This is a genomic window from Bacillus cereus group sp. MYBK15-3 (assembly GCF_051916765.1).
GTDB classification, from domain to species: domain Bacteria; phylum Bacillota; class Bacilli; order Bacillales; family Bacillaceae_G; genus Bacillus_A; species Bacillus_A cereus.
In genome coordinates this window covers 291,312-318,191 of the sequence record NZ_JBQAHG010000003.1, presented here as the reverse complement: position 1 = coordinate 318,191, position 26,880 = coordinate 291,312, and the positions used below count along the sequence as shown (strand labels likewise).

Sequence of the window (26,880 nt, the reverse complement as noted above, 5' to 3'; positions counted from 1 at the left end):
AAAATGATTAAAAAAGTAGATTAACTCAAACAAACTTTGTATGTGAAGTGAAATTTTTAAAAATCTAATGCATTTTCTTTATTCTTTATTGTATTGATTTCCTGAGATTGCTGAGAAAGCCCTGTACATTCATGAAAAGCAAAATGCTTACACCCTATACATTTTTTTGTATTCAGATGTCCTAAAGCACAATTAATTGCTTCTCCGGTATGATTAAAAAAGTTTTCTTCCCCAATCTCAGCGTACAATCCATTCTTATCTAGATTGGCTTTTAGCTCTGATTGAATTCCAGAAATAAGAAGTACGCCACCTTGTTTTTTGAAGTGCTGAACAATATTCCTAAAGTAAGACTCTCCTGTGGTATCAATAAAAGGAACTTTTCCCATACGTAAAATTAAAACATTAGGTTTATAATGAATAGTCGCTAAAATATTTTGTTCAAATGTTTGAGCAGCCCCAAAAAATAATGGCCCTTCTATTGTATAAATGCTAATTTGTGGGCAATCATGAGCTTTATTTACCACATGTGGTAGCAATTTTTCATTTCTTTTTGTATGATCAGGAAGCACTTTTGATATGACAAGCATATTACTCATACGTTTTGTAAACAAAATAATAGCTAATATAAGACCAATCTCTACAGCTGTTGTTAAACTAGTAAATACAGTAAGTAAAAATGTTACCAATAATACAAGAGAATCTCCCGTCTTCATTTTAAGTATGTGATAAAAATGTTTCTGCTCGCTCATATTCCAAGCTACCACCATTAAAATCGGGGCCATACTAGCAAGTGGAATATGTGAAGCATATGGCGCTAACAGTAGAAGTGTAAATAACACAAATCCTCCGTGAATAACACCCGCCATCGGAGATACAGCTCCACTCTTAATATTAGTTGCTGTACGTGCAATCGCTCCAGTTGCCGGAATTCCGCCAAATAACGGGGTAACAATATTGGCAATCCCCTGACCGATAAGCTCTTTGTTACTGTTGTGTTTACTATTTGTCATACCATCTGCCACGACAGCGGATAAAAGTGATTCAATTCCACCGAGCATCGCAATAACAAATGCAGGACCAATTAACTGCTTTATACGTTCTAATGTGATTTCTGGTATATCAAAATGAGGAAGTGTATTTGGAATCGTACCATATGCTGTACCAATAGTAGGTACATAACCTGAGAAAAATACAGTTGCAATTACAGTTGAAATAACAACACCTACTAATGAACCAGGCACTTTTGGTAAAATCTTTGGTGTTATGAGTATAACAAAAAAGCAAATCAAAGCAGTTATAACACTATAAAAATTGGTAGTACTGATATGAGTGAAGAGTTCCTTCAAATTCGCTAGAAATTCCTCATGCTTTTTTATACCTGTTAAACCTAAAAAACTAGCAATTTGTCCCGTAAAAATAATAACAGCAATACCTGAAGTAAAACCAATTGTTACAGGACGTGGAATAAACTTAATTAAAGAGCCTAGCTTGAAGATTCCCATAAGACATAAAATAATTCCAGCTAACAAACCCGCGAGTAGTAAATTTTCGTATCCATAGGTAATTACAACTCCTAAAAGAATCGGAACAAAAGCACCTGTAGGTCCTCCAATTTGATACTTCGAACCACCAAACAGTGAAATGAGTATTCCAGCAATACAGGTTGTATAAATCCCATACTCTGGCTTAACACCAGAGGCAATAGCAAAAGACATAGCAAGTGGAATCGCAACAACTCCAACAATCATTCCTGAAAGAAGATCCTTTTGAAAATGTGCTAATGAATATCCTTCAAACCTTCCTGTAAATAACTTTCTCATTACAAACCCTTCTTTTCTATTTTTAATAGATCTGGATTACAAATGTATTTCTCGGTCCCTTATACAGAAAATTGTCCTTTTCACAAAAAGAAAAACCATCCTAATATTTACTATATGTTTTACTTAAATGACACTCCAATTCACCTATATCTCCACCTTGTTGTACATAGGATTTCAATCTTTCTGCTAGACGTTCTCCGGCTCGACTATCTAGCTTCTTCGTATCAATAAACGATCTAATCCTTACCTTATCTGGAGTAATATCTCTACGAAACATTTGTCCTGGAATTTCACTCCAAAAACGATTCCATTCATCCAGTAATCCTATTTGATCAAATAAAAAACCTTGAATTCCACATAACCAAGCTGTACAAGCAGTATTTCTTTTTCGACATCCAACTCCATCTTGTAAATGTTGGCATGAAAAACAACAAGAATTTCCACTTTTTATACAAACTTCACAAACGTAATGAGCTCCTAATGAGCGAAATGTTTCAATCCCATGTTGGATGATATCTTCTTTCTTAACCTCAATACTCAACCTATCCCTCCTTAGCCATCATTTCACTTTCTGCTCCATCTAGCTCTTCTAACATTGAAATCGTATCGATTAAATGGTTGTTAAAAATCTTCCGTGCAACCACCAATAAATCCACAATAATAGGGTCTCGTAAAGAATATAAAACTCTTTTTCCATCTTTTCTACCAACAACAATGTTTTTTGAACGTAGTACACTTAATTGCTGAGAAACAGCTGAACCTTCCTTATTTAGAATATCTTGAATTTCGTTTACGCTTTTTTCACCTTCTGACAATAATTCTAAGATACCTATTCGCAAAGGGTGTGCTAAGGCTTTAAAGAAATCTGCTTTAAATTGTTGCATTTCGTTTCCCATTGAAATCCCTCCGTTACTTTTCCTCAATTTTCAAAAGTACCATATACATCTTCAAATGTTTGAATATGTATATAGTACTTTTAAAACCTCGAATTTTCAATACAAATTTTACAATATTAAATAAGCATCAAATAGAGATACTATTCAAATTCAGGTTCAAAATTTATTATCCAAAATAAAAGCGCCTAACATATTAGGGATATATAATACGTTAGGCGCTTGATATTTAAAATTTCTCGATTTAGGTCTTGATAATATTGGATGAGTATATAACCAAAATGCTAGATGACTAATATGAATAAACTTATTTGTAAAATTAATTCATTAGAATATTTTAAGAGCAAGTTTTGAAAAAAACTATTCAAAACTTGCTCCTTCTTTTCTCAGATCCAACTATTTTGATACTAAAACCAACAGTAGTGAATTAGAATAATGATTTAATACTTGCTAAGACAGTAAGTACACCTACAATAATAACAAATACGTTACTCATTTTCCCTTTGTATTTAGCTAGTACTGGAACTTTTTGAATCGCGTACATCGGTAATAGACATAAGATAGCAGCAACTAAAGGACCGCTTAGAGAATCAATAAGTCCAAGAATACTTGGATTTGTATAAGCAACAAACCAGCATGATAATACAACAAAAGTAAGGATTATTGTCTTAATTGTTTTTTCTTCAATATCTTTTCCACGTGATTTACCGAACTTAATAATCATGTCACGCATTACTTCAAATGCTCCGATATAATGGCCAAGGAAAGACTTTGTAATAGCCACAAAAGCAATAATTGGAGCTGCAATAGTGATTACAGGCGAATTAAGCTCATTAGCAAGATATGAAAGAATTGATAAGTTTTGTTCTTTTGCCATTTTTATATCATCTGGAGTCAAGCTCAATGCGCTACTCCAAACGAAGAACATAACAACAGCGAATGTCATGATATAACAAACCTTTTGTATTTGCGCACATTTAGCATCAGTGGCTTCGATTCCATACGTAGCTCTCTGTTTCACAACAAATGATGAAATCATAGGTGAATGATTAAATGAGAATACGATGATTGGTAGAATCATCAATATCGCCCCAAAATAGCCTGTTCCTGTTGAAGCAGTTGAAACAGCTGAAAAACTAAGCATTGACGTATTCCACTGTGGAATTAAAGATATTGCAATAAAAAGTAGAGAAACTATGAAAGGATACACTAACATACTCATTACCTTTACAGTAATATCTTGACCAAAATTTAGTATAGCGATAAGACCAAGAACTAATACAAGTGATAAAATAGCTCTTGGAGGTTCTGGCATGTGCAATTGATGCACGATAAAACTACTTGCAGTGTTTGTAAGCGCAACCGAATACATTAGTACGATTGTATAAATTGAACCGAAATATACGATGTTAAAAATGATACTCGCTTTATTTCCGAAATACTCTCTAATTGTACCTGTGATCCCCTCATCAGCAGAATTAGAAGCGTATATCATTTTAGCAAGCGCCCTATGTGAGTAGTACATAACTGGATATGCAAGTAATGTAATTAGTAGTAAAGATAATAAACCACCTGAACCTGCATTAATCGGTAAAAAGAGCACCCCTGCTCCAATTGCAGTTCCAAATAGACTCAGTGCCCATGTAGTATCCTGCTTATGCCACTTTTTCGGATCTGCATATTGCTCATTTTTTGGTGCGGTATTTTCAGCTTGAACTTCTATTTTCTTTGCAGTATTCCCGTTCATATAATAACTCCCCCTTGTATCTATTCCTGCATCTCTCTTTACATTTAACAAATATTCCCTTTCTGGAAAATGAATTCCTTACAAGTTGCCCCACATTGTATGTCCTTCATCATAATAAATCCAAATTGAAACATTCACTAATTAGCGTCCTAATATAATTGTTAGCGTTCACAAAAAAGTTTACTCGTAATATCCGCTCTTTATATAAAGACCCCTTAAGAGAACAATATAGAATAGACTTCATAAATACGTTGCAACATTTCTAATAACAGTGTATTACTTTAATGGTTTCTCTTTTTTACTTTTAACAGTAATTTTAGCTAAACCGGCCTCTCTTCATTTGCGAGGCATTTCTTTCTCAATTCTATACATTACCTTCATAACTTCGGTAGCACTGATGATATTGCTTACACAAGCCACTGAAGCACATTACATACATTTCGCCTCTAATCACACACCTTTCTTACTAATAATCGCATTTTTTATATTTTCTCCAGAGATAATAAAATTTCTCTCGACGCCCTCATTATAACGTGTATATTTATAAAATTAATATTTTTATATTTTCAGAAATATTAAAGAGGAATAATTTTATATGGATAATATTTTACAGTTAGCATGTAGCCATTGTTTTTATCGCTTAAAGCTGAATTAGTTAGTAAAAAAATATAATAATACATTGTTTTTCTAGGTGACTTATTATAAAGATACTTATATCCCCTTTTATCAAAAAATCTTATTTTAAACATAAAAGATATTCTAATAAATAATTAATGTAGGTAAAAAGAAAAAAATCCCAAAATACAAAAACCAAATTTTAGGATATATATTATTAATATTGAATTCATATACAATTTAAAAAGCTACACTGAGCAAAAAGCAAAAAAGCTGCCCCATATGGACAGCTCATTTACATAATTATCGTTATCAGGAATACACACACAAACAAATCACTTCAATATCATCTTAATTGTAGTTTGTTCGGCTCTTCTTCAGGGATAGCTCTATGTTTGTAATGCATTGTTTTTACATCATTTCCTTTTATGCGAAAAGTAATTGTGTCCTCTTCATAAGGCGGATTGTGTGCACCCTCAAAAGTTTAAATTTTAAAATCCCTCATTAACTAGCTCTTTTATCGAGTTTAATTTTGAAGAAAGCTCGATAAACCATTCTTCATCCCCTGTTAATAATGCAAGATCTATAAGATAAAGGATTTGTTCCGTATTTATTACCTTTGATTCAGGGAGTTTGTTAACGTGTTTACTAAAGAGTAAAATCGCTTCGTTTATTGTGTACTGGCCGTCACGTTTCACAATACTAACTGTAACTATATCCTCTACATCATCAAGTGATACAATATAACCAACTATTAATTCACCTTCATTTGATATTCCACGAACCCAATCTCCTACTTTTAAAACATGATTATTATTTGACATCATACCGTTTCACCTTCCTATAAATATTTTTTGTGACGATAAAAAAGATATAAAAACAATTATACTGTAATATTTTTCATTACATTTAAGTGTTAAGAACTCACGGCTATATAATAATTAAGCCGCTTAACGCTCTTGATTGATAAGGTCAACAACTTCTTTCATTGTATAATTCTTTAAGTATTCACCTAGATGCTCTTCAGCACCTAAGAAAATAGCGAAAAGAACTTTTCGCATGTTCGAACCTACAACACACTGATTGTTTGATTCTGGACACTTCGGCTGCAAAGCACCTTCAGAGGTTATCTGATAAATATGCCAAAGATTAATTTCATCTAAATCGCGAGCGAAAATAAAACCGCCACCAGTCCCCTCTTTCGATTGTATAAACTTATGTTTTTTTAACAAACTTAGTACTTTCCGAATGCGTACTGGATGTACACCTGCACTTTCTGAAATAGCATTACTTGTTGACATCCGATCTGGCTGTAAAGCTAAATAAGTTAAACTGTGTATGGCCAAGGTAAAGTCGCTGTTCATGATTTTCCTCCTACGATCAAAAATATTGTTTCTCATATATTAACTGTAGCCATAAATATTACAGATAGGTTAGAACGTTAAAACATATAGAATACTTCTTGCCATAAAAAATTAATTCTCTTATATTCTATCCGGTCCCACCTATATCTGATAACTTCATTTAGCTTTTTAAGTTGAAAATAAAATTAAACACTCCACTGTTTCTTCACTTGTTCTTCTGCCAACTGTTTAATTTTTGTCCAAATCGTATCTTTACTCACAATAACATTTGTTTGATAATTTCTATCATTATAATTAACTGTAACACATACTTCAATCATCTTCTGCTTCCTCCTTTCAAAAAACTTTTTCTAAAAATACTACTTATTAATTGGCCAATTTTTGCAATTCAATGTTCAAAAACGTTCGAACGCTACGTGGTAAAAATTTACGAATTTCTTCCTCATTAAAACCAATCTGCAATCTTTTCTCGTCCAGCATAATTGGGCGACGTAACATTAGTGGATGCTCAATTATTAATGTATAAAATTCATTGAGCGAGAGCTCCTCAATATTTATATTTAAGTCCTGAAAAGTTTTGGATCTAGTTGAAATAATTTCAGTAGCCCCCTCTTCAGTTAAACGAAGAATCGATTTCAGCTCATCAACTGTCATAGAATTTGATACGATGTTTTTTTCAATATAATCAATTTGATGCTCTTCAAGCCATGCTTTCGCTTTTCGGCATGAGGCACAGCTTGCTGTTGTATATAGAATTACCATATTTAACTCACTCCTTTAATGTTATGAAACGTACATTTTAAACATCGGTTATTGAAATGTATTAAAAAAAATTACAGTTTAGAATCAAATACAAGCAATATTATTTATTCGAGAATATTTAATTTATCTACATTTTACAGACGATAACAACTCACTTCTAAAAACTATACTGTAATTTTAAACTTTACAGTTCTATAAATCAAATGTTAAGTCTTGGATTCATTCTATTAACGTATAATAGGAGCAGTTGAGACAATACTTGCCTCAACCGATTTTTATATCTCTTTATAATTTTTTGCAGTAATGACTGTTTCAAACTCAAAGGTTTCGGGTAGATGATCTGCATAAGAATATTCAAAAGTTCGTCCATCCGTTAAATAAGCTACTTGTTCAACTCGCATTAGGAAATCCTGATTTGTTAAGTTCATAAACTGCTTTTCCCTATCATCTGGGCGAATTCCTTTAACCCTGACAACAGATGTCCCTACTTCAAGACCAAGTTTATTTTGAATATGTGAGTATATCGACTCCTCTAAAACAGAAGCCTCAACACCTGGGATAACCGAAATTGGCATCCATGTATGCTCCATAATCGTCGGAATGCTGTGAATGATGCGGAGGCGAATGATTTTATAGACGAAATCACCGATTGAAACTCCCAATTTCTCAGCAACTACTTCATCAGCCCCAACAATCGCAAACTCGATAATTTTACTTTCTACCTCACTGCCGTATACAGCTTTCGTACCCGTTAAAGTTTGAATGATTCGTGCCTTTTCCTGTTGACGCCAATCTTGCACCACTGTTCCACTTCCGCGCCGGCGGATGATGTAGCCATCTCTAACTAATAGATCCAGCGCTTTCTTAATAGTAAGGGCTGAAACACCAAATTCTTCAGCAAGGACGGGGCTACTCGGAATTTTTTCGTTGATTTTATATTCACCATCTAAAATTTGCTGTTTAATCTTTTGATAAATGCCGAGGTATTTTACTTGTGTTGATCCGCTTGCCATTTCCATACCTCCTTTATACTGCAAACTCTCTTCTATTCATTCAAATGTAAAGCCTCAAGTTTGTAAACTGAAGGTGATGGGGCAGCAAATCCATTTTCTAAGATTTCAATATTCGTTACCGCTTCTTCGTCTTTCACAAGTTTTGGTGCACCATTTATAATTGTTTCATACGCGGCATCATAGAAACGACCGTAATCACCAAGTGGCGTTTTAATTTGTTTTTCAATCCAGTCACCATTTGCATTACGATACTTAGCAACTCCATAGTACATCGGTGAATCTTCACCAAATCCTGCACTCTCAGGCATAACACCCGCTTTCAAATCATTTTCCTGCTGATCTTCACCATATTTAATAAATGATCCATTTGTTCCATGGACGATAAAGCGTGGATAATCTTTTGCTACGACATGGTTCGTTTTCAGCTTAATCTTCAACTGATTTCCGTAATGTAAACCAACATCGAAATAGTTATCAACCGCACCTTCCATTTCATTATTACGAATATCGTATGTCACCGTATCTGGACGGCCGAATAGTGAAATCATACGGTCCATCGTATGAATACCTAAACTGTAAAATGAACCTTCTTCTTTTGGAGCTTCATGAGTGATTGAACCAGGACGGAAATAATCAATATGTGATTCAATCTCAATAATATCACCAAGGAATCCTTGTTCAATTACTTGCTTCACAGCTAAAAAATCACCATCAAAACGGCGGTTTTGATAAGGCATAACTACTACACCTTTTTCTCGTCCTAAAGCTAATAATTCTTTCGCATGTTCCACTGTATCGCAAAATGGTTTTTCAACGATAACTGACTTTCCAGCAAGTATAACTTTTTTTGCTAATTCATAATGCGTATGTGCTGGCGTACAGATCGTCACCACTTGAATTTCCTTGTCATTCAACAATTCGTCCAAATCAGTAGTGAAGTAAACACCTTTTTCCTTATATGGAGCCGCTAATTTTTCATTTATTTGACGTACAAAAATCGTTTTTATTTTTATATTATTACGCGTGTTTACATAAGGTAAGTGATAGCGGTTAGCTGACTTTCCAAATCCAATAAAGCCCATTGTTAATGTCATATTTTTCAACTTCCTTGCTCATAAATTTTCGTTTCTATATTTATTATATAATTTAATTATTAAAAGTATATAGTTTTAACTTTATAATTATATATTAAATAAAAAATCCACGATAAAATTCGTTCTCACTATAAGTTATGGACCTATAAAGTGAAACTTTAATCAGTGGGGCGATTTATTCTCTACTGATTATTTACCCGTAAATACCGGGATGAAAAGGAGCGTAATGAACATGGCATATACTACTATATCTATGGAAATTTTCGGATCAACTGAACAAGTATGGCAATTAATCGGAGGTTTCAACTCCCTTCCAGACTGGTTACCTTATATACCTAGCAGTAAATTAACTGAAGGCGGTCGTGTACGTCATCTAGCTAATCCAGATGGTGAAACAATTATAGAACGCTTAGAAGTATTCAATGATAAGGAACGCTACTACACGTATTCAATCATGAATGCACCGTTCCCGGTCACTAATTATTTATCTACAATCCAAGTTAAAGAAGGTACTGAAAGTAACACATCGTTAGTAGAGTGGTCTGGTACGTTCACTCCTGTTGCGGTTAGTGATGAAGAGGCAATAAATCTGTTTCATGGTATATACAGCGATGGACTGAAAGCATTGCAGCAAGCATTTCTAGATTGATTCATGTAATTGATTGAGACGAAAAAGTTAATTAACAGTCAAACATTCGACTTTGTGGTTAAGTTCATTATGAAAGATAAACAAATACAAATTTCATGCCTGCTTGTTAATGACAAGAAATAAAAAATACTACCTCCAAATGGAAGGTAGTATTTTTTTATTAATCAGGAAAAACAATTAATCCCTCTTCTTTTTCCTCCTGTTTTAAATCTTCTTCTGGGAAGGTTACAGTTGAATTTTTATCCCCTGTTTTTTTTGTTTCTTCACCTGGAAATACGAAAGTTGAATTTTCTTTTCCTTCATTTTTTTCTACGTTATCTGGAAATACCATAGAATCATTGGTAGTCAAATCACTATGAAAACCAAGGTTAGACAAAATCGCTTTTAAATCTGGTAAAACCCCTATTTTATCAGATGATGGATTATTAGACTTTGTGCCTGTATTAGGATTACTTAAAATTGCTCTCAATTCTTTTGGTGTATATGCCTTACCTAAATGTTCTTTAGCAATCCCTTGAATTGATACAGCAGCCCCAGCGATTATAGGCGAAGCGCTAGAAGTACCACGGAAATTAGAAGTATAACGATTCATTATACTCTGATCTGTAACTTTTTGTCCTTTACTATTTTGATTTTGATATGTATCTAATGTGTCAACATACTCTCCCCAACCATATACATCAATTCTACTACCATAGTTAGAGAAACCTAAACGTTTATGAGGAACTCTTGCAGTAGATGCTCCAACTATAATAGCTCCTGAATCTTTAAAGTCTGGACTATTTCGATTTAAAATCTGTTTACCATTACGGTCTTTAAATTCATCTAAATCAATCCCACCATTACCAGCTGCTTCTACAATAATAATGCCTTTATCTGTACCTTTGCGAATTGCGTTAAATATACTCGGGTATACTTCTACTGGTAAAGGGTCATCTCCATATCCATCATATTTAAAGGATTCCTCTATTAATAAAACATCTCCAGCCTGTAAAGAATCTACGGCACTTAAAATAGCATCTCTTACATCGATTCTCCCATTATCTCGGATCACTGAAATTACTTTTGCCTTTGCTTTTGGTGCAATCCCAATGTTCCCAATCCGATTGTCAGCTGCAGAAACAACACCTAGAACTGAAGTACCATGAGAAAGATCATTACTCATTTTTCCAGACATAAATTCAATATTTTGACCGACTAAATCTTCATGATTTAATAACCAGCCTTCTTCCAAATCTACAAAAGTTGCTCCTTGACCATCTCCTCCTTTAATTCCCCAAGCATAAGGAGCATTAATTCCTAAAGGTGCCTCTTCAAGATATCCCTGTCTCGAAAATCTAGGGTCATCATAAGGATTGATTGATAATACAGGCAATCTCGAGCTAGGCGTTGTGTTTATACTCTTATTAGAACGAACTTGTATTTTACTAGAATCGTTATTAACAGCATGTACTGTATTTGTTACAAATGTCGTACCTACCCCAGCAAAAGTTGTAATTGCAAGTGATGATATCAACATACCTTTAAAATTTTTCATCTTTCCACCTCTAGTTTTCTATTAGAATTAACATATTTAATAATGTGTATGAACCGAAAAGCTTTTTATCTTATTATAAAAATTAATAGATTTTTATAACTTTTTGATTTACATAAAAACTCCTTTCATTCTTGTAATTCAATGTGTATATTTCAAAATAACAAACTCATTGTAACTATTATAGTTACACCTTTATTGATTTTCAACTATGAAATATAAATTTTTAAAAATAAATTTATATTACTTTAAAACAGAGCTAACCTTTTACGCATATAAAAAAAACAAAATATCTGTGCAAATTACAGCGGTGAATAAGTTTATAGACTGCAAAAAAACAAGAAAAAGCAAAACACTAAGTGCTTTGCTCCTTATAAAATTCCTTTTAACTTTTCACCAATTAACCTCGCTACATACTCATAGCCTTCTGGTCCAAAGTGTAATCCATCTTTTTCACCATTTTCTACAAATCTTTTATAATCCCGTTCTTGAATCATTTCAGCGAATACGTTTAGAAAATAACTTCCTGTTTCCCTCGCCACTTTCTCCACCACGTCTGCATACTGACCAAGCACTCTATTTGTTCTATTACGCTGTCTTTCTTCATCAACTGGTGCAGGACTAATCAGTAGTACTTTATGTGATGAAATATGGTTCACAATCTTCTCTAAGTTTTCTTTATATGCTTGTAATGACACTTGAGAAAAAGAAACTGCATCATTCGTACCAAGAAAAACTGTTACGAAATCTGGTTTATATGATATTACATCTTCTTCAATCCTATGTAACGCATCGAATGTATTATCCCCTGGAACACCTGCATTCACTACTTTCCACTTCGGAAACATCTCTTGCAAACGTGGTGTTAATCTCGGCATTCCATCAAAAAATGTTTCATCAGCTGTAATACTATCTCCAAAGCATACTAACGTTTTCATTAAGCTACTCTCCTTTTACGTATGAAACAACTTTCCTTCTATTGCTTTTATATATCTTTCAGCAGAACGTTCAACTGCCTCATCTGCATTTTCTTTTACTACTCGATGAAAAGCATTGTATAAACGATTAAACTGTAACGGCTTCACTCGGTTCACCATTTCTTCCACTTTTCTCGCTGGTAATGGAATTAAGTTTGGATAGCTATACATAAAACTTACCCACCGCTCATCCGCTACAACTTGAATAATATCACCTGTTAACAAAATCCCTTTTCCATCATTACCTTCTTCCCAATGCAATACAGAACCACCACTAAAATGTCCTCCAAGACGATGTACAGTAATCCCATCCGCTAATTGTAAAGACTCACCAGACCAATAAATAATACGACTACTTGGGCGCATCACCCATTCTTTATCATCTTCATGTATATAAATTGGTACATCAAATGTCTCTGCCCATTCTACTTGCGTTGAATAATAATGAGGATGAGACAATGCAATCGCATCTAATCCACCAAGCTCTTTTATTTTCGCAATTGTCGTTTCATCTAAATACGTAATGCAGTCCCATAGTAAACGATATGACTCTGTTTTCACTATAAATGCCGTTTGACCGATCGCAAATCCTGGTTTTGTCGTAATACTATAAAGTCCATTTTCCTCTTCGATTATTACATTTTTATATGTATCATCTGTTTGCAAATTTTCTAAAGTCGTCCAAGACTGCCCTTTTGGATTCACATATTGCCTCTCTTCATCACAAATATGACAACTCACCGGTTCCTCTACACTCGCTGCATACTGCACACCACACGTTGTACAAACGAAATTTTTCATAATAATTCCCCCTATCCCTATATTTTTATTAAACTGATTTTTGTTGATAATAATCTACTTTTTTATTTTCAATTAATAAACTTATAAAAGTAAGTAAATAAACAACTGTAACTGACAATGGAATTACAGTAAATCCTTTTTGGCTTCTGCAACATTCATCTCACTATCTCCCCCAAAATATTTGTACTATAAAGTCACCTCAACCTCGTCCATCCAATAACGCCAACCTGCTAAATAATCTTCTAAATCTTTCGGGTGGTGCCGTAAACATGTATCTATACGCAAATATAATCCTATGACTATTTCTTCATATAAATCACGGTCTTTTTTATAAAATACACATTGTTTCATCGCATAATCGATTGTTTCTTTTGTTAAATCTTCCGGGGTTGAACAGAACGCATAAATCAAATCATATATAGGATCTCCTAACACTGGTAAAGGATCAATTACACCGTGCAGTTTATTCCCTTGAAATATAAAATTATGAAATCCAAGATCACCATGCAATAAAAATGGCTGATTTATTCCAGTCCCCCTACTTGGACTATTTGCTAACTTAAAAACCGTTCTATACTCTTCCTCACTTATGTAACGTCTTACATTTTCATGAGCTTCCATCACATTTGTCGTTAAAAATTCATTCCAAGATTGAACTGGGCTTTCTTTCCATCCCCAGCCATCAACCTCTGTAGCTACTTCATACTTATTGATAACTTCCTTTACAAGTTTACTAAGAACACTCCGTTTATGGCCTAGTTTGCAAGAAGTTGTGCCCTCAAGGAATGAGTAAACAATATAGCGATTTAAAGGTTCCTTATATAAAAGCTTTGGAAATAATTCGTCCTTTTTATAAAACTGAAGAAAATAAGCTTCTTCACGTATGACATCCGATTCATTCAACTTTATAACGTATTGTTCATCTAACAAATATATAGTACTTGTCGTTCCCCCGTTTAATGCTTTTACGCTATTTGGATAATGTGAAATAACTTTTTCCTTAACTAGTTGTGCAGTGATTATTGAAATGTCCATTCTCTCACCCTTCAACTCCGAATATTTCCTTAATTCAAAAGACAACTTTACTATCATTTGACAAACAAAAGTAAAATCCTTTCAATCGCCCTGATATAACAAACAACAATTTTATTTTATTACAATGACTTTCTTCAATATTCCATTTATGATAACGTGATTTTATCACTCTAAATGCTCTTCATATACTCTAATAATTTCTATTGCAGGGTCTCTGTCTTGTAATTTATGAGCCAAACTTTCTACACCAAACACTTCTGTAAACGTATGACTGCCTACAATTAAATTAATTCCTTTAAATTTCGCATGTTGCACTGTATATAATGTTTTTTCACCTGTTATGTACGTGTCACATCCTTTTTCTAATGCACGTTCAATCAAATTTGTATTGTTTCCTGCACCGGTTAAGATCGCAATCCGTTTTACTGGTTTATCGTGATTTCTCCAGCTCTTCACTTTCTCTTCCATTTTTTCTTCAAGTTTTCCAACTAAGTTTGAAAAAGGAATCGCTTCTTTATATTCTCCTATTCCCGGTAGTTCTTCTTCCTCATAGGTTGAATATTCCAGTATTGTATCTATCCCAATTGCGTTAAATAACGATGTACACGTGCCAAACTTTACAAAATCTAACGGCAAATGAATCCAAAAATGATTCATTTCATATTGCTTCAATTTCTCAATACAAGCCTCTTCCATACCAAATAAAAAACTCCACGGCGCATGATGTGTAACTATCATATCGACTCCATTTCGATACGCTTCTTCAATAGTTTCTAACGTTAAATTTGTTGTGTAACCGATTTTGTGAAATTCATCTTTACTTATATAAGTAAAACCATATTCATCATCGCCATATTTATGAAGATGCTCTCCAAATAGTGATGTTATATGTTCATTAAACTGCTTTATATTCATTTTTATTTCTCCTTTCATTTACTTTTATATTTCATAAATAAGGAAATACTAAATTACAACGTTACATACATATAGGAGGACAATATGAAACCTGAATTTTTAAAAGCTGTACATGATGCAATCGGAAATGTCGAACACATTCATATAGAGGAAAGCGGTGCTGACAGCTTACTTATTCATCATGATGATGCACAGCAGTTACAACAAGTTGCTAAGGCGTTAGAAAATAATAATTTCCGCTCCGCTTTAAGAACAACTGGAAATGCTTCGTACATTGAAGTATTGAACAGATAATGAAAGTCCGGATGTATTCCGGGCTTTCTTTTTATCCCGCTATTCACCGGGCAGTAAGACCCCACTGATTAAAGTTTCACTTTATATTGAAACTTCAAACTCTTTCACATACACCGCTGTTCCAGCAATATCTATTTGTAACTTTTCGTTTTCTATCCCTTTCGTTACATAAACAGTTACACGACCATCTTTATTTATTTCCTGTCCTTGCTCAACGATTAAACTCAATTCATGTTCAAAACCTTTCTCTAAATACTCCGCATAATACGCTCCCATTACACCTGAAGCTGTTCCTGTCACTGGATCTTCAATCGTCCCAGCGTAAGCTGATGAAAAATGACGGCCGTGCATTTGTGCTATTTCATCATAAGTTTCTAGACAAATTGGGTGAATAGAAGCATTAGGTATTTCTTTTAATACTGATGGAAATGCAGCATTATTAGGTTTCATTCTCTCACATGCATTAAGATTTTTAATCGGTACAATTACAGTCCAATTACCAGTACTTCCATATACAATCGGTAAACTTACATCTAAATCATTTACTTCTAAACCGATACTATGAGCTAATTCTTCTGCTGAACCTGTAAATTCTTTAAACTGAGGTGCTGCCTGTCTCATTTTAATAAAGGTTTCTCCATTTTCATTTACACCTATTTGTATCGGTAAAATCCCAGCCTTCGTTTCAATCATAAGGTTACTTTTCTCTTCTAATAAACCTTTTTCGCGCAAGGCATATATCGTCCCTACTGTCCCATGACCACATAACTCCATTTCAAAACCAGGTGTAAAATAGCGCATTCTTATATCTCCTACTTCTGAGGAAAGAACAAAAGTTGTTTCGTTATATCCAACTTTTTCAGCAATAATTTGCATTTCCTCTTCCGTTAATCCATCTGCTTCTAATACAATACCTGCTGGATTTCCCTTATTTGGTTTATTCGTAAATGCGTCGTAATGAAATACGTTTATAGTCTTCATTTTCTTTTCCCCTTATTTGTCCATTTCTTTATTTTTATAATCAATAAGAAAATCGATCTAACCAACTTTCATAATCAGCTTTTTGAAATGGACGGATAATAAGTCTATCCGTCTCTACTTCTAATAACGATAGCTTCATTTAATTTCATCCCTCGAAATATTAATTGAATATTCTTTATTATCTTACACAAAATACAAAATCTAGTAAATCATTATGTTTTTGATACATAAAAACCCAGTCATGCTTTATACATAACTGGGTTCTCCATCGTTTCATAATTTTCTATTTCACAAGAACTGCATCTCGTAATTCCCTCTTCAACACTTTTCCTAAAGCGTTTTTCGGTAACTCATCTATGAATACTACTTCTGGTATTTTATAACTTGCTAACTTCTCCTTACAATACTGAATAATACTTTCTTCTGTTAATGTTGTTTCGCCATCCTTCACAATGTAAGCTCTTGGAACCTCTCCCCAAAAGTCATCTGGAACTCCAACTACTGCAACTTCTAAAACACCATGTATTTCATGAATAACATCTTCTACCTGATCTGGATATACGTTGTCACCACCGCGTATAATAACGTCTTTATATCTTCCCATAATATGCAGGAATCCATCATCATCTATCATGCCAGCATCGCCCATGTTAAACCAGCTATCTTTTACTACCTTCTTTGTCGCCTTTTCATTATTCCAATATCCTTTAAACATGTATGGACTTTTCACATGAATCTCTCCAACTTCATTTGTTGTTAGTTCATGTCCTGTTTCTGGGTGAACAATTTTCACCTCTACATTTTTCAAGGTCTTTCCTACAGAAGACATCTTTTCTTTTCCCATCATTGGATGCCATGAGGTTACAACCCAACCTTCTGTACTACCATAGCCTTGCACCATATATATGCCTTTTTCCATATATTTTTGAATGAGTGTTTCTGGCACTTTTGTACCACCGCTTTGTGCTACTTTAAAGGTTGAAATGTTACGTTCTTTTTTATTTAGTTCATCAAGCATGTAACTATAAACGGCTGGGAAAGCAAGCATCGTAGTAATTTTCTCTTCTTCAATCTTATCCCAAATAAGAGCAGGATTCGAATCAGCTAAGAAGATCATCGTAACGCCATGATAAATACAATTTAAAATAGAAAGCACGCCACTCATATGAAACAATGGATGCACAGATAAAAAGCGTTCACCTGCTGGGATTTCTCTTTGTCCCGCAATTTCAGCAAAATAATGATGTAAGTTTTTATGTCCAATTACACATGCTTTTGCCTGTCCAGTCGTTCCTGATGTAAACAAGTAAATGGCATCGTCTTCTTCATGAACTTCTACGTTCGGTTCTGTCGTTGGCTGTTTTTGCAACTCTAATTCAAATGAACCAAAGTCTTCTTTTGTTGTTTGAATTACATAAGGAATTTCTTTAACAGCATCAACCTTTAATAACACTTCATTAAATTCTTCATCAATAACTAACACTTTTAATTTCGCTTCTTTTACAATCGTTTCTAATTCATAAACAGTCAGCTGATGATTTAGCGGAATAAATACCGCTCCAATTTTTAAACTTGCCATCATAACGCTTGGAAATGGGTGATTATTTTTGCATAGTATTCCTATACGATCTCCTCTTTGCACACCATTATGTAACAAATAATGTGCAAACTGATTTACTCGTTCATTATATTGCTGAAACGAATATCTTTTCTTCCCCCCTACAAGCGCTTCCAAATTTGGTGATTGCATTGCTCTCTTTTGTAATAATTGTCGCATCGTTCTCAAGTAAAACTCCCCTTTATATATGTTAGGTTTTTTATTTTACCAGATTAACTATTAATTTACTAAAGATTACACTTAGTGAATATAAGAAGAATATAAAATATCCATTTACTTTACAAGTAAATGGATATTTCCCATTATATATTAGAATACTTCTTGTTCATCACATATTGCACATACTCAGGTGCACTTTTATCAATCTCTTCATCGCTTAGTTTATATTCTGCACCATATAAATAAAAGGAAGGTATAAATTCCATACCTGTGTATAAGCATGTAGCTTGGAATGGTTTCGTCAACTCATCCATTGTAATTCCACTATTTTCATAGTCTTTTTCTAATCCACCTATAGAAATAGCTACACCAAATTCTTTCCCCTTCACTTTATCTCCTTTAGATCCGTACGCAAATCCATATGTTAATACATCATCGAACCATTTTTTTAATAATGGTGGTGAGCTGTACCAGTAAAGCGGAAATTGAAATATATATCTGTCATGTTCTACTAATAACTTTTGCTCTTCTTCAATATTAAACTCCCAATTCGGTGCCACTTTATACAATTCATGCACCGTAATTTCATCCGAATATTTCTCAAGTTCTTCAATCCATCTTTTATTAATTTTTGATTTTTCAATATCAGGATGTGCTACAATTACAAGTGTTTTCATCTTTTTTCATCCCCTTTATAAATTATTCAACCCTTTACGTATTAGTATGAATGAGTCACATATAATTGAAAAGTACGTACTTTAAAGTGCTATAGGAACCTTAAAGTACCTGTGGAGGTGTTGTATGAATCAAAATGATAATTGCCCAATTGCAACAACACTCGATGTAATCGGTGGAAAATGGAAAGTTCATATTTTATGTATTTTGTCAGATGGAAAAATGCGAACAAATGAAATTAAACGAGAAATCCCAAACATTACACAAAAGGTTCTTACACAACAACTTCGGCAACTTGAAGCTGATGGGATTATCTATCGTACCGTATATCAAGAAGTTCCACCAAAGGTTGAGTACACACTAAGTGAATACGGAAAATCTTTAATGCAAATAATGGATAATCTGTTTGAATGGGGAAAAGATCATCAGATTAAAAGATTACATGACTAAAAAAGCACTATATACTTTGTTTCATCCTCTACGTTCATATTTTTTATTTCTATAAAGTTTATTTTCATCATTTTTTAGCTAACTTGTTTTCTTAGATTGATGGACGTGACCCCACATCCATCAATCTAAAAAGATACAATTAGAAAAATGAGATTTCTATAAAGTTTCGCATATAAACACTACTTCCGCCTCATTAAACGCTCGCTCTACTTTTTCTAATCTCAATTGTACGTAAGCTATAAAGAAGCACCCCTAAACCGAGAATTTTTTCATTATTAGACGCATTAGAACCTAAGGTAATAGTAGGTACATTTAAACCCATGAACCTTTCACTCCATTCTATAGGCATATATCCCTGCTTACCAATTGCTAATGTACGTCCGTCTATTGTACGGAGAGTACTTTGAATAAAATCAAACTCAACTTCTACATCTGACAATTTTGTGGCTTTATCTGTCATCAAAGTACCTCGTATCATAGTAAATCCTTGTATCATTTTTTCTTTAAACATACCAATTTGGTTATAATTCGAGTCATAAATTACCCAATCATATCCGTCCACTTCAGTATGAAAATAAGCTAGAATTTCCCCGCTACTCGTTTCTAATCCGTAAACATCTTTATTATGTAAAAAAGGTATTACTGAAAAAAGAATATTTGATGAAACCATCTTTGTTCCTGCTATATACTTACCATCAGGATGATATAAACCAAATTGCTTGTTTCGTTTTGGTAATTCTAATACAACTAAAGTATCAACATCCCAAAATGTTGCATTACTTTTTATCATATTCTTTTGTATCAACTTTCCTTTTCTTAACTGCCAAAATCCAATTCCCAAAAAGATAGAAGCAGCGATAACAAAAAATATAAACTGCCCCCAATTAATATGTCCCCAATCTTCATATACAGCGCATAAAGCAAGAATAAAAATACCCGTCCCAATTAACAGTTTCATCTTTCCTTTTCGCTTATAGTAATCAAATAATTCCATTTCTATATCCCCCTTATTTCTGTTCCCCAACTATTAATATATCAAAAACATAGAATGCCCTCTATTCAAAAATATAAGTTCTTCCACTGTCCAGTTCATTGGAAACAAAGTGATAGTCGACCTTTTGAGCTCAAACCCCTGAGAAAGAATAAAAGCGAAATCAATATTTTTGTATTTTAGAGATAATACCCTTTCACCATCAAGCTAATAAAAAGATACTCCTTAAAAATAAAAAACGCTATTCTCTCTGTAAAATCATAGAAAAGAATAGCGCTTTTTATTTTGAAATAGAAATCATCATTTAAACTAAACATGCTAATATTGATTTTGTGCGATTGTCAGTTACCTCATAATAAATTTCTAATCCTTTCCGAGTACCTGTAACCATTTTAGCAGCTTTTAGTTTAGATAAATGTTGACTAATTGTACTTTGAGGCATTTGTAAATCCCCATACATTGTTGTTACATTAGTAGGACCTTTTGCAAGCATTATTTTTACTAAAGATAGACGAACTGGATGCGCCAATACCTTTAACACCTCAGCGATTTCTTGAAACATTTCTTTTTTTTCTTTCATCTTATTTCTCCCCTTTTTATATACATATTTATGTTATCCATATATATAATTCGAAGGTATATGCGTTTTTGTGTCCGTCATTTTAAAAAAATATAAAAAAACTTTAATCCGAAACTAAAGGATTAGCTTAACATAATGTCTCACCATTAATGATGAATAGGAATCTCATTATAGAAGCAGCAGTTTTTATACTACACCTCTACATTCAACTAACTAAAACCAATGAAAAAAAGAGCAGATAGTCTGCCCTTTTATGATGCCTCCTTATGTTCCGTGGAATGTTTAACACTCCCCAGTCTCTTTAATTTATTCCACCCTACCGCTACTCCTCGAATTGATGAGAATATAGATTTAATGACAACATAAGTCATAAATTGACGATAAATAAAGCGTTGTAAAATTAACCATGCTAGTGGTTTTGGGTTCTCTTCCTCTAATTTAAATGCGAATAGAGAAGCAAGAAGATCCATTAAAAAGAAAACAAGATAAAATCCTAAAACTTTTAGCGGATTACTACTAAATAGTCCTATAATCATTAATATATCTGCAAAAGGAGCAATGAATTGCAGCACATATTGGAATAACCACATATTAGGCAGTGCAATAAATCCTAATGTTTTATGCTTTGGATTACATAACGCTTTTCGATGTTTCCAAAGACATTGAAGTGTACCATATGACCAACGATACCGCTGTTTAATGAGACTTTTCACATCTTCAGGTGATTCCGTAAAAGCATGCGCTTTTTCTTCATATACAATTCTATGCCCTTGACGTAAAAATGTAATAGTAAGATCCGTATCTTCTGCTAACGTATCTTCGCTTAAATATCCAGATTCAACTACATTCTTTTTGCGCCACGCCCCAATAGCTCCTGGAACTACTGTAATACAATTTAACTCATCAAAAGCTCTACGTTCTAAATTAAACCCTGTAATGTACTCAACATGTTGCCAAGTAGTTAACAAATTCCGTCTATTCCCCACTTTGACATTACCTGAAACTGCAGCTACATTCTGATCTTCAAGGTGTCTAACCATTAGAGAAATGGCGTCTTGCGCAATAATAGTATCCGCATCTAAAGTGACAATGATTTCTCCTCGCGATTGTTGAAACCCTAGGTTCATTGCCGATGATTTCCCGCCGTTTTCTTTCTGGATTAAACGTACTTTAGGGTGTTTATTAAATGTTTCTTGCATTACTTTTGACGTATCATCTTTCGATCCGTCATCCACAACTATAACTTCAAATTCTTTATAATGACTATCCAAAATTGAGCGAATCGTCTTAGCTATAACCTTTTCTTCGTTATATGCCGCTATGACAACACTAACAAAAGGTTGATAGGACGAATTAATATAGCGAGATAACGTTTTTCTTTTCTGCTTCCATGCAAAATAAATTAAGAATAAAAATCGAAAAATCCCTAATCCAATAGCAATATAAAAAATAGTTGTTAATATATGCTTAAGGTATCCTGCCCCTGAAAAGACAGCTTTATTGTAAAGTAAATATTGCTTCCCCTCAGAAGAAACAGGAGGCATAATTTCATCTCGTTCTTTATTCATTAAATCTGAAATTGTTACAAAACTATATCCATGCTTTTTTAGGTCTTTAATAATGATTGGGAGCGCCTCTACTGTATGTGTACGGTTCCCTCCCGCATCATGGAGAAGAATAATATTTCCCTCTCCCTTATAAATGGGATTAAGAGCACGCTTTACTAATTCATTTGTTGATGGTGTTGCCCAGTCTTCGGGATCAACTTTTTCCGCTACCATTGTATAGTTCATATTTTGTGCACGTAAAATAGGCAATATTTCATTTGATGAATCTGGGTTAGCATCCGCTTCATATGGCGGTCTAAATAAAACCGTAGAATGTCCAGTTACTTCCTGAATTAAACGTTGCGTCGTATTAAGTTCTACTTTCGTTCGTAGTAAAGACGTATCTGCTATGTTAGGATGCTTGAAAGTATGATTGCCAATTTCATGCCCTTCATCGTATATTCTTTTTACAATACTAGTATTTAGTTGCGCGTTTTCACCAAGTACAAAAAAAGCAGCTTTTATTTGATTCTCTTTTAATATATCTAATATTTCTGGCGTATATTTCGGGTCTGGTCCATCATCAAATGTTAATACTACTTGTTTCCCATTTGGTTTTCCATATCGTTGCACTTCATATGCAGATGGTAAGGATCTATATACTTCATCTGTAATATACTCATCTTTGCCTACTTTAAAATCTCTCAATCCATTTTTTCTTTCATTCTCAATCTGTAAAATTTCACCTTGTCCAGAATAATTCACTTCATCTAAACTACTGATTTTATGTAATACATTAGGATTTTTTTGTACCTCAATAGGATTTTTTAAAACTTTCCATATTGTAGGATCTTCTGCTCCTAATCTCCATAGCGCAAACCCCTTTGCATGATTGTCCATTGCGATTTTCACTTGATTATAAAGAGTAACACCGTCTAAGAACCAAGCAGTATGTTCTTTCTCTCCTGTTTTATATCTAAAATACGGATTTCCACTCATCTTATCCCATTGAATTTTTATATTTGAATCATGAGCCATTGCCATAACTTCTGAGAAAGTCATAGACTTTGCAGCTTCTTTACTATTTACTTCCCAATCATATCCATAGTTACCGAAAGCAACTATAAGTTTATTAGACGGAATATTCAGTTCTTTCAATGTATGTTGGAACCATTTATTTGAAGCAATTGGTCCTGGTTCCCCGGCTCCATAGTGCTCATCGTACATCATTACAATCATTCGATCTATTATTTTTGCTAACGCACTATAATCAAAAGCCTTATCATTAGCTGGAACATCTTGTGTAACGAGCAAATCATGTTCATGAAATTCCTTAGTAAGTTCTTTCATAAAATTTGTTAAGTTTTCTTTATCACTTTCAGGTACGGACTCAAAGTCAATATTAATACCTGAAAACTGACTCTTTTTAACTTCGCTTACTAAATTATTAATAAATTTCGTCTTCACATCATTCGGCGAATTCAGTAACTTATGGATAAGCTCACTATCAGGGCCAGAAGCTTTTTCTGTATAGTTAGTAAGTAACGGCATAATCTTCACATGATTTTTTTTTGCTAGTTTTACAATCTCAGGTTTTATCTCACTTCTAATCGTTAAATCTGCTTTTAAATGATACCACTCTGGTACTAACGTAGTTAATGAATCGATATTTTCTTTTAAAGAAGCGGTACTATTTTCATCCCAGTTTACATAAAAACCATACACTTCTTTAGGATGTTTACTATCCTTCGGCGGATTCACCAAATTTTTATTATCCTTCGTTTCGGTATTTGGGTTAAATTCTTCCTTCTTTAACTGCTGATCACTAAGTTTTTGATTAATTGGTACAAGTTTAGTATCTTGTTGTACAGCGGTATTCATATTTGGAATTTCTGGTGTTGAAAAAATACTTTGAAAGAAAAAATAAAATACAACACTTACACTAACTATTGAGATACATAGAAACCAAATAAAGGCTATGTTTCTCCTTCCTTTCGGATCATAAAAAACAGGTTTTTCTTTATCTTGTTGAATGTTTTTCTCCATTATATTTTTCACATACTCCTTCTTAATAGAACTATAGAATATTAAAGTGCAACTTTAATCAGTGGGGGTTTTGTTCACCCCCCACTAATCATCAGCCCTCACCAATCGGGCTGCCCAGCAAATAGCGGAATAAATCCTTTTAGCTTTGAAATGAATCTCTCACTTCCATATTCTATTGATTCTTCTTTTCATTCCCTTGCTGGTGGCCTCTATTTTCTTGTTGAGACCCCCTACCATTGTTCCCTTGCTCGTTTCCGTCATTTTCTTTCTGGGATCCTCTTCCATTGTTCCCTTGCTGATTCCCATTATTTCCTTGTTGAGGATTTCTTCCATTGTTCCCTTGCCCATTTCCATTATTCCCTTGTTGAGACCCTCTTCCATTGTTCCCTTGCTCGTTTTCGTTATTTCCCTGTTGAGATCCTCTTCCGTTGTTCCCTTGCTCTCTTCCGTTGTTCCCTTGCCCATTTCCATTATTCCCTTGTTGAGATCCTCTTCCGTTGTTCCCTTGCCCATTTCCATTATTCCCTTGTTGAGATCCTCTTCCGTTGTTCCCTTGCCCATTTCCATTATTCCCTTGTTGAGATCCTCTTCCGTTATTCCCTTGCTGATTCCCATTATTTCCTTGTTGAGCTTCTCTACTGTTATTCTCCTGTTGATTCCCTCTATTTTCTTGCTGAGATCCTCTTCCATTGTTTTCTTTTATTTGCTTCGATGGCTGTTCCTCTGTTTTCTTTTGTTCTTTCTGCTCTTGCTTTTCATATTTTTTCTCTTTTACAGGAGACAAATCGAGTGTTGCATCAGGAGATGACTCCGGCTGTGATTGCACCTCTTCTTCGTTTTCCACCGGATTAGACGGGGTGACAGGAGGCGTAAGTGATTTGTTCTTCTCATTCTCTTGCTTTATATAGACACCTGTGCCAATTCCAGCTTTTCTAGCATTCTCTCGTATTTGCATTGTGCTACTTTGATATTCAACTGTAATATGTTTTAGCTCATATTCTTTCTTTAATTCTTTCATTGCCTTTTCCAAAAGTGGTTCTAGTGCCTTGTCCTTTGCAACAGCTGTTAGCATAACTTGCTTATCATTCGTTAAATACTTATCCTCTTGACTTTGATTTATAATAGTACGTATTACTTCTTGTAATTGTTTATTTTCCCATTGCTTCAATTCTTTTAAAATACGCCTTCCATCATCATTACAAGCCTGCAAATCTATAACACGAAAATCCTTCGTTACGCTCACCTCTAAACTTGGATTTATATCAACTGAGACGTAAGCAAATACTTTTTCTTCTGGTTGGTTGTAGAAAAACAGCACTGCAAATAGAAAACAAGCAACAAGTATTGATGCAGGCTTTAAAAAGGAAGGAATCGAAAAATGCGATGCTTTTTGTTCTTGCTCATCAAACGAGATTTCCTCCCCGATTATGCAAGAATCCCCTTTTCTTTTACACGTAATAAACTCTCCATTTGGTGTTAAAACAACTACGCTATGCTTTTTTATATCCATCACAATTCCTTTAGTCATCATGCTTTTCCCCTCTTATGTAATCCAGAATATATGTATAGTTGTTTGCAAAAATAATACACATTGCAATAATGTATTTTCTATGTCGTTCCAACGTTTTACGACTTACCCTAACACGCGGTTCAATCTGTTTAAGCGGTAACTTTTTCTTTCGGAACAGCTCTTCCATCATTTCCTCTTCTTTTATAATAATTTTCACAATTTCTATTAAGTGCTCACGTGTATCACGATGCTTAGGAGATTCTTTAGCAAGCTCTGAGAATGTGATTTTAAACTCAGCTAGCACACTTTGAAAATGAAGAATTTCCTCCTTACGGTTACTATTTTCCATCTCTTTCATATACTCCGTAAGCGACACTTGCATTTCTAACATTTCCTCTTGCTCATCTTCTTTTAAAAAGACAAAGTTATGTTTAGACTCCTTACGTATATAGTCAATTACATCTCTTTTTATAAGAAGATCAGCAAACGCTAAAAAGGATTTTCCTTTTGTATAGGAATACTGTTCAATTGCTTCGTTAAAAGCAAACAATCCAATGCTATATTCATCATCCTGTTCTGTAATATATCGACGGCAGACAGATGAGATTGATTTTCTAATAAAAGGCTGATACTGTACGATAAACGCTTCTTTGTCTTCTTCGTTGTTTTGTATGTTACATACGATATCTTCTATTTTCGGTTTTCTTAAGATCTTCATTACTAAACTCAACACTTGTAATCTCCCAGCCTCCTTCAAATAGCAAAATGGCCACTACACAAGTGACCATTTAACCAGATTTTCTTGGTACT

26 protein-coding genes and 3 pseudogenes are annotated in these 26,880 nt (G+C 33.9%); 3 read left to right on the top strand and 26 right to left on the bottom strand.

Annotation, left to right across the window (positions count from 1 at the left end; all coding sequences use genetic code 11):
- Positions 1 to 56: 56 nt before the first annotated feature.
- The 11 genes and pseudogenes from ACTFR8_RS15745 to ACTFR8_RS15695 all read right to left on the bottom strand — a co-directional run bounded on the left by ACTFR8_RS15745 (position 57) and on the right by ACTFR8_RS15695 (position 9,308).
- Positions 57 to 1,820 carry a SulP family inorganic anion transporter gene (locus ACTFR8_RS15745; RefSeq protein ID WP_001228488.1) on the bottom strand — a complete coding sequence of 588 codons (1,764 nt, stop codon included), beginning with the start codon at positions 1,818 to 1,820 and terminating at the stop codon, positions 57 to 59.
- 100 nt (positions 1,821 to 1,920) lie between these two features.
- The gene (locus tag ACTFR8_RS15740) at positions 1,921 to 2,361 is read right to left on the bottom strand and encodes a hypothetical protein (RefSeq protein WP_000021461.1); all 441 of its coding nucleotides are present in this window, start codon (positions 2,359 to 2,361) and stop codon (positions 1,921 to 1,923) included.
- A 1-nt stretch (position 2,362) separates the two neighbouring features.
- Complete coding sequence (locus tag ACTFR8_RS15735) at positions 2,363 to 2,716, bottom strand: ArsR/SmtB family transcription factor (RefSeq protein ID WP_000526189.1); 354 nt, start codon at positions 2,714 to 2,716, stop codon at positions 2,363 to 2,365.
- Between the two features lie 424 nt (positions 2,717 to 3,140).
- Positions 3,141 to 4,460 carry an aromatic amino acid transport family protein gene (locus ACTFR8_RS15730; protein WP_001014183.1) on the bottom strand — a complete coding sequence of 440 codons (1,320 nt, stop codon included), beginning with the start codon at positions 4,458 to 4,460 and terminating at the stop codon, positions 3,141 to 3,143.
- Positions 4,461 to 5,421: 961 nt separating this feature from the next.
- Positions 5,422 to 5,559 (bottom strand): annotated as a pseudogene (locus tag ACTFR8_RS15725) (DUF3888 domain-containing protein); the annotation flags it as partial.
- Between the two features lie 7 nt (positions 5,560 to 5,566).
- Positions 5,567 to 5,902, bottom strand: coding sequence for an IDEAL domain-containing protein (locus ACTFR8_RS15720; RefSeq protein WP_153600156.1), 336 nt, complete (start codon positions 5,900 to 5,902; stop codon positions 5,567 to 5,569).
- 123 nt (positions 5,903 to 6,025) lie between these two features.
- The gene (saiR, locus tag ACTFR8_RS15715) at positions 6,026 to 6,439 is read right to left on the bottom strand and encodes an Rrf2-family transcriptional regulator SaiR (protein ID WP_001083465.1); all 414 of its coding nucleotides are present in this window, start codon (positions 6,437 to 6,439) and stop codon (positions 6,026 to 6,028) included.
- 185 nt (positions 6,440 to 6,624) lie between these two features.
- Positions 6,625 to 6,759, bottom strand: coding sequence for a BA3454 family stress response protein (locus ACTFR8_RS15710; protein ID WP_000573532.1), 135 nt, complete (start codon positions 6,757 to 6,759; stop codon positions 6,625 to 6,627).
- A 46-nt stretch (positions 6,760 to 6,805) separates the two neighbouring features.
- On the bottom strand, positions 6,806 to 7,201 hold the full coding sequence (spxA, locus tag ACTFR8_RS15705) for a transcriptional regulator SpxA (RefSeq protein WP_000236190.1): 396 nt from the start codon (positions 7,199 to 7,201) through the stop codon (positions 6,806 to 6,808).
- Positions 7,202 to 7,476: 275 nt separating this feature from the next.
- Complete coding sequence (locus tag ACTFR8_RS15700; protein ID WP_074595553.1) at positions 7,477 to 8,214, bottom strand: GntR family transcriptional regulator; 738 nt, start codon at positions 8,212 to 8,214, stop codon at positions 7,477 to 7,479.
- 32 nt (positions 8,215 to 8,246) lie between these two features.
- Positions 8,247 to 9,308, bottom strand: a complete 1,062-nt coding sequence (locus tag ACTFR8_RS15695) for an oxidoreductase (RefSeq protein WP_000176637.1) — start codon at positions 9,306 to 9,308, stop codon at positions 8,247 to 8,249.
- Positions 9,309 to 9,540: 232 nt separating this feature from the next.
- On the opposite strand from ACTFR8_RS15695, the gene ACTFR8_RS15690 reads away from it, so the two are divergent.
- On the top strand, positions 9,541 to 9,957 hold the full coding sequence (locus tag ACTFR8_RS15690) for an SRPBCC family protein (protein WP_000332044.1): 417 nt from the start codon (positions 9,541 to 9,543) through the stop codon (positions 9,955 to 9,957).
- A gap of 160 nt (positions 9,958 to 10,117) precedes the next feature.
- Here ACTFR8_RS15690 and ACTFR8_RS15685 read toward each other — a convergent pair whose 3' ends face one another.
- The 6 genes and pseudogenes from ACTFR8_RS15685 to ACTFR8_RS15660 all read right to left on the bottom strand — a co-directional run bounded on the left by ACTFR8_RS15685 (position 10,118) and on the right by ACTFR8_RS15660 (position 15,219).
- Positions 10,118 to 11,494 carry a S8 family peptidase gene (locus ACTFR8_RS15685; RefSeq protein ID WP_002005468.1) on the bottom strand — a complete coding sequence of 459 codons (1,377 nt, stop codon included), beginning with the start codon at positions 11,492 to 11,494 and terminating at the stop codon, positions 10,118 to 10,120.
- A 368-nt stretch (positions 11,495 to 11,862) separates the two neighbouring features.
- The gene (locus tag ACTFR8_RS15680) at positions 11,863 to 12,429 is read right to left on the bottom strand and encodes an SGNH/GDSL hydrolase family protein (RefSeq protein ID WP_000855199.1); all 567 of its coding nucleotides are present in this window, start codon (positions 12,427 to 12,429) and stop codon (positions 11,863 to 11,865) included.
- Between the two features lie 15 nt (positions 12,430 to 12,444).
- Positions 12,445 to 13,269: an MBL fold metallo-hydrolase gene (locus ACTFR8_RS15675; protein WP_000788170.1), complete on the bottom strand. Its 825-nt coding sequence runs from the start codon at positions 13,267 to 13,269 to the stop codon at positions 12,445 to 12,447.
- 28 nt (positions 13,270 to 13,297) lie between these two features.
- A pseudogene (locus ACTFR8_RS15670) lies at positions 13,298 to 13,414 on the bottom strand (DUF7010 family protein); the annotation flags it as partial.
- Between the two features lie 41 nt (positions 13,415 to 13,455).
- Positions 13,456 to 14,304 (bottom strand): phosphotransferase, encoded by an 849-nt coding sequence (locus tag ACTFR8_RS15665; RefSeq protein WP_000355253.1) that lies wholly within the window; start codon positions 14,302 to 14,304, stop codon positions 13,456 to 13,458.
- A 165-nt stretch (positions 14,305 to 14,469) separates the two neighbouring features.
- Complete coding sequence (locus ACTFR8_RS15660; RefSeq protein WP_001022445.1) at positions 14,470 to 15,219, bottom strand: Nif3-like dinuclear metal center hexameric protein; 750 nt, start codon at positions 15,217 to 15,219, stop codon at positions 14,470 to 14,472.
- A gap of 84 nt (positions 15,220 to 15,303) precedes the next feature.
- Between ACTFR8_RS15660 and ACTFR8_RS15655 the strand changes: the two genes are divergently transcribed.
- The gene (locus ACTFR8_RS15655; protein WP_000801651.1) at positions 15,304 to 15,513 is read left to right on the top strand and encodes a hypothetical protein; all 210 of its coding nucleotides are present in this window, start codon (positions 15,304 to 15,306) and stop codon (positions 15,511 to 15,513) included.
- Positions 15,514 to 15,594: 81 nt separating this feature from the next.
- Here the strand turns inward: ACTFR8_RS15655 and ACTFR8_RS15650 are convergent, their stop codons facing one another.
- From ACTFR8_RS15650 to ACTFR8_RS15635, 4 genes and pseudogenes are all read right to left on the bottom strand, one after another.
- Complete coding sequence (locus ACTFR8_RS15650; RefSeq protein WP_000849329.1) at positions 15,595 to 16,494, bottom strand: PhzF family phenazine biosynthesis isomerase; 900 nt, start codon at positions 16,492 to 16,494, stop codon at positions 15,595 to 15,597.
- 46 nt (positions 16,495 to 16,540) lie between these two features.
- A pseudogene (locus ACTFR8_RS15645) lies at positions 16,541 to 16,633 on the bottom strand (GNAT family N-acetyltransferase); the annotation flags it as partial.
- 144 nt (positions 16,634 to 16,777) lie between these two features.
- A complete protein-coding gene (locus ACTFR8_RS15640; RefSeq protein WP_074626312.1) occupies positions 16,778 to 18,271 on the bottom strand; it encodes a class I adenylate-forming enzyme family protein in 1,494 nt (497 codons plus the stop codon).
- Between the two features lie 143 nt (positions 18,272 to 18,414).
- Complete coding sequence (locus tag ACTFR8_RS15635) at positions 18,415 to 18,948, bottom strand: NAD(P)H-dependent oxidoreductase (RefSeq protein ID WP_000855231.1); 534 nt, start codon at positions 18,946 to 18,948, stop codon at positions 18,415 to 18,417.
- Positions 18,949 to 19,072: 124 nt separating this feature from the next.
- Here ACTFR8_RS15635 and ACTFR8_RS15630 point away from each other — a divergent pair, with 124 nt between their 5' ends.
- On the top strand, positions 19,073 to 19,396 hold the full coding sequence (locus tag ACTFR8_RS15630; RefSeq protein ID WP_001072981.1) for a winged helix-turn-helix transcriptional regulator: 324 nt from the start codon (positions 19,073 to 19,075) through the stop codon (positions 19,394 to 19,396).
- 193 nt (positions 19,397 to 19,589) lie between these two features.
- Here the strand turns inward: ACTFR8_RS15630 and ACTFR8_RS15625 are convergent, their stop codons facing one another.
- From ACTFR8_RS15625 to sigI, 5 genes are all read right to left on the bottom strand, one after another.
- The gene (locus tag ACTFR8_RS15625; RefSeq protein WP_044584716.1) at positions 19,590 to 20,390 is read right to left on the bottom strand and encodes a hypothetical protein; all 801 of its coding nucleotides are present in this window, start codon (positions 20,388 to 20,390) and stop codon (positions 19,590 to 19,592) included.
- Positions 20,391 to 20,691: 301 nt separating this feature from the next.
- The gene (locus tag ACTFR8_RS15620) at positions 20,692 to 20,967 is read right to left on the bottom strand and encodes an ArsR/SmtB family transcription factor (protein WP_000660066.1); all 276 of its coding nucleotides are present in this window, start codon (positions 20,965 to 20,967) and stop codon (positions 20,692 to 20,694) included.
- A 251-nt stretch (positions 20,968 to 21,218) separates the two neighbouring features.
- Positions 21,219 to 24,560 carry a glycosyltransferase gene (locus ACTFR8_RS15615; RefSeq protein ID WP_000414275.1) on the bottom strand — a complete coding sequence of 1,114 codons (3,342 nt, stop codon included), beginning with the start codon at positions 24,558 to 24,560 and terminating at the stop codon, positions 21,219 to 21,221.
- 172 nt (positions 24,561 to 24,732) lie between these two features.
- Positions 24,733 to 26,091 carry an anti-sigma factor domain-containing protein gene (locus ACTFR8_RS15610; RefSeq protein WP_252209645.1) on the bottom strand — a complete coding sequence of 453 codons (1,359 nt, stop codon included), beginning with the start codon at positions 26,089 to 26,091 and terminating at the stop codon, positions 24,733 to 24,735.
- Positions 26,081 to 26,803, bottom strand: a complete 723-nt coding sequence (sigI, locus tag ACTFR8_RS15605; RefSeq protein ID WP_009326663.1) for an RNA polymerase sigma factor SigI — start codon at positions 26,801 to 26,803, stop codon at positions 26,081 to 26,083. The genes ACTFR8_RS15610 and sigI overlap by 11 nt, the downstream gene beginning before the upstream one ends.
- Positions 26,804 to 26,880: the final 77 nt, after the last annotated feature.

Coding starts and splice junctions, on each gene's coding strand:
- saiR (WP_001083465.1), bottom strand. CDS start 6,439: ATGAACAGCGACTTTACCTTGGCCATACACAGTTTAACTTATTTAGCT.
- ACTFR8_RS15730 (WP_001014183.1), bottom strand. CDS start 4,460: ATGAACGGGAATACTGCAAAGAAAATAGAAGTTCAAGCTGAAAATACC.
- ACTFR8_RS15625 (WP_044584716.1), bottom strand. CDS start 20,390: ATGGAATTATTTGATTACTATAAGCGAAAAGGAAAGATGAAACTGTTA.
- ACTFR8_RS15640 (WP_074626312.1), bottom strand. CDS start 18,271: ATGCGACAATTATTACAAAAGAGAGCAATGCAATCACCAAATTTGGAA.
- ACTFR8_RS15655 (WP_000801651.1), top strand. CDS start 15,304: ATGAAACCTGAATTTTTAAAAGCTGTACATGATGCAATCGGAAATGTC.
- ACTFR8_RS15665 (WP_000355253.1), bottom strand. CDS start 14,304: ATGGACATTTCAATAATCACTGCACAACTAGTTAAGGAAAAAGTTATT.
- ACTFR8_RS15700 (WP_074595553.1), bottom strand. CDS start 8,214: ATGGCAAGCGGATCAACACAAGTAAAATACCTCGGCATTTATCAAAAG.
- ACTFR8_RS15630 (WP_001072981.1), top strand. CDS start 19,073: ATGAATCAAAATGATAATTGCCCAATTGCAACAACACTCGATGTAATC.
- ACTFR8_RS15610 (WP_252209645.1), bottom strand. CDS start 26,091: ATGATGACTAAAGGAATTGTGATGGATATAAAAAAGCATAGCGTAGTT.
- ACTFR8_RS15650 (WP_000849329.1), bottom strand. CDS start 16,494: ATGAAGACTATAAACGTATTTCATTACGACGCATTTACGAATAAACCA.
- ACTFR8_RS15745 (WP_001228488.1), bottom strand. CDS start 1,820: ATGAGAAAGTTATTTACAGGAAGGTTTGAAGGATATTCATTAGCACAT.
- ACTFR8_RS15680 (WP_000855199.1), bottom strand. CDS start 12,429: ATGAAAACGTTAGTATGCTTTGGAGATAGTATTACAGCTGATGAAACA.
- ACTFR8_RS15635 (WP_000855231.1), bottom strand. CDS start 18,948: ATGAAAACACTTGTAATTGTAGCACATCCTGATATTGAAAAATCAAAA.
- ACTFR8_RS15720 (WP_153600156.1), bottom strand. CDS start 5,902: ATGATGTCAAATAATAATCATGTTTTAAAAGTAGGAGATTGGGTTCGT.
- ACTFR8_RS15735 (WP_000526189.1), bottom strand. CDS start 2,716: ATGGGAAACGAAATGCAACAATTTAAAGCAGATTTCTTTAAAGCCTTA.
- ACTFR8_RS15685 (WP_002005468.1), bottom strand. CDS start 11,494: ATGAAAAATTTTAAAGGTATGTTGATATCATCACTTGCAATTACAACT.
- ACTFR8_RS15690 (WP_000332044.1), top strand. CDS start 9,541: ATGGCATATACTACTATATCTATGGAAATTTTCGGATCAACTGAACAA.
- ACTFR8_RS15615 (WP_000414275.1), bottom strand. CDS start 24,560: ATGGAGAAAAACATTCAACAAGATAAAGAAAAACCTGTTTTTTATGAT.
- ACTFR8_RS15675 (WP_000788170.1), bottom strand. CDS start 13,269: ATGAAAAATTTCGTTTGTACAACGTGTGGTGTGCAGTATGCAGCGAGT.
- ACTFR8_RS15620 (WP_000660066.1), bottom strand. CDS start 20,967: ATGAAAGAAAAAAAAGAAATGTTTCAAGAAATCGCTGAGGTGTTAAAG.
- ACTFR8_RS15660 (WP_001022445.1), bottom strand. CDS start 15,219: ATGAATATAAAGCAGTTTAATGAACATATAACATCACTATTTGGAGAG.
- ACTFR8_RS15710 (WP_000573532.1), bottom strand. CDS start 6,759: ATGATTGAAGTATGTGTTACAGTTAATTATAATGATAGAAATTATCAA.
- ACTFR8_RS15695 (WP_000176637.1), bottom strand. CDS start 9,308: ATGACATTAACAATGGGCTTTATTGGATTTGGAAAGTCAGCTAACCGC.
- spxA (WP_000236190.1), bottom strand. CDS start 7,201: ATGGTAATTCTATATACAACAGCAAGCTGTGCCTCATGCCGAAAAGCG.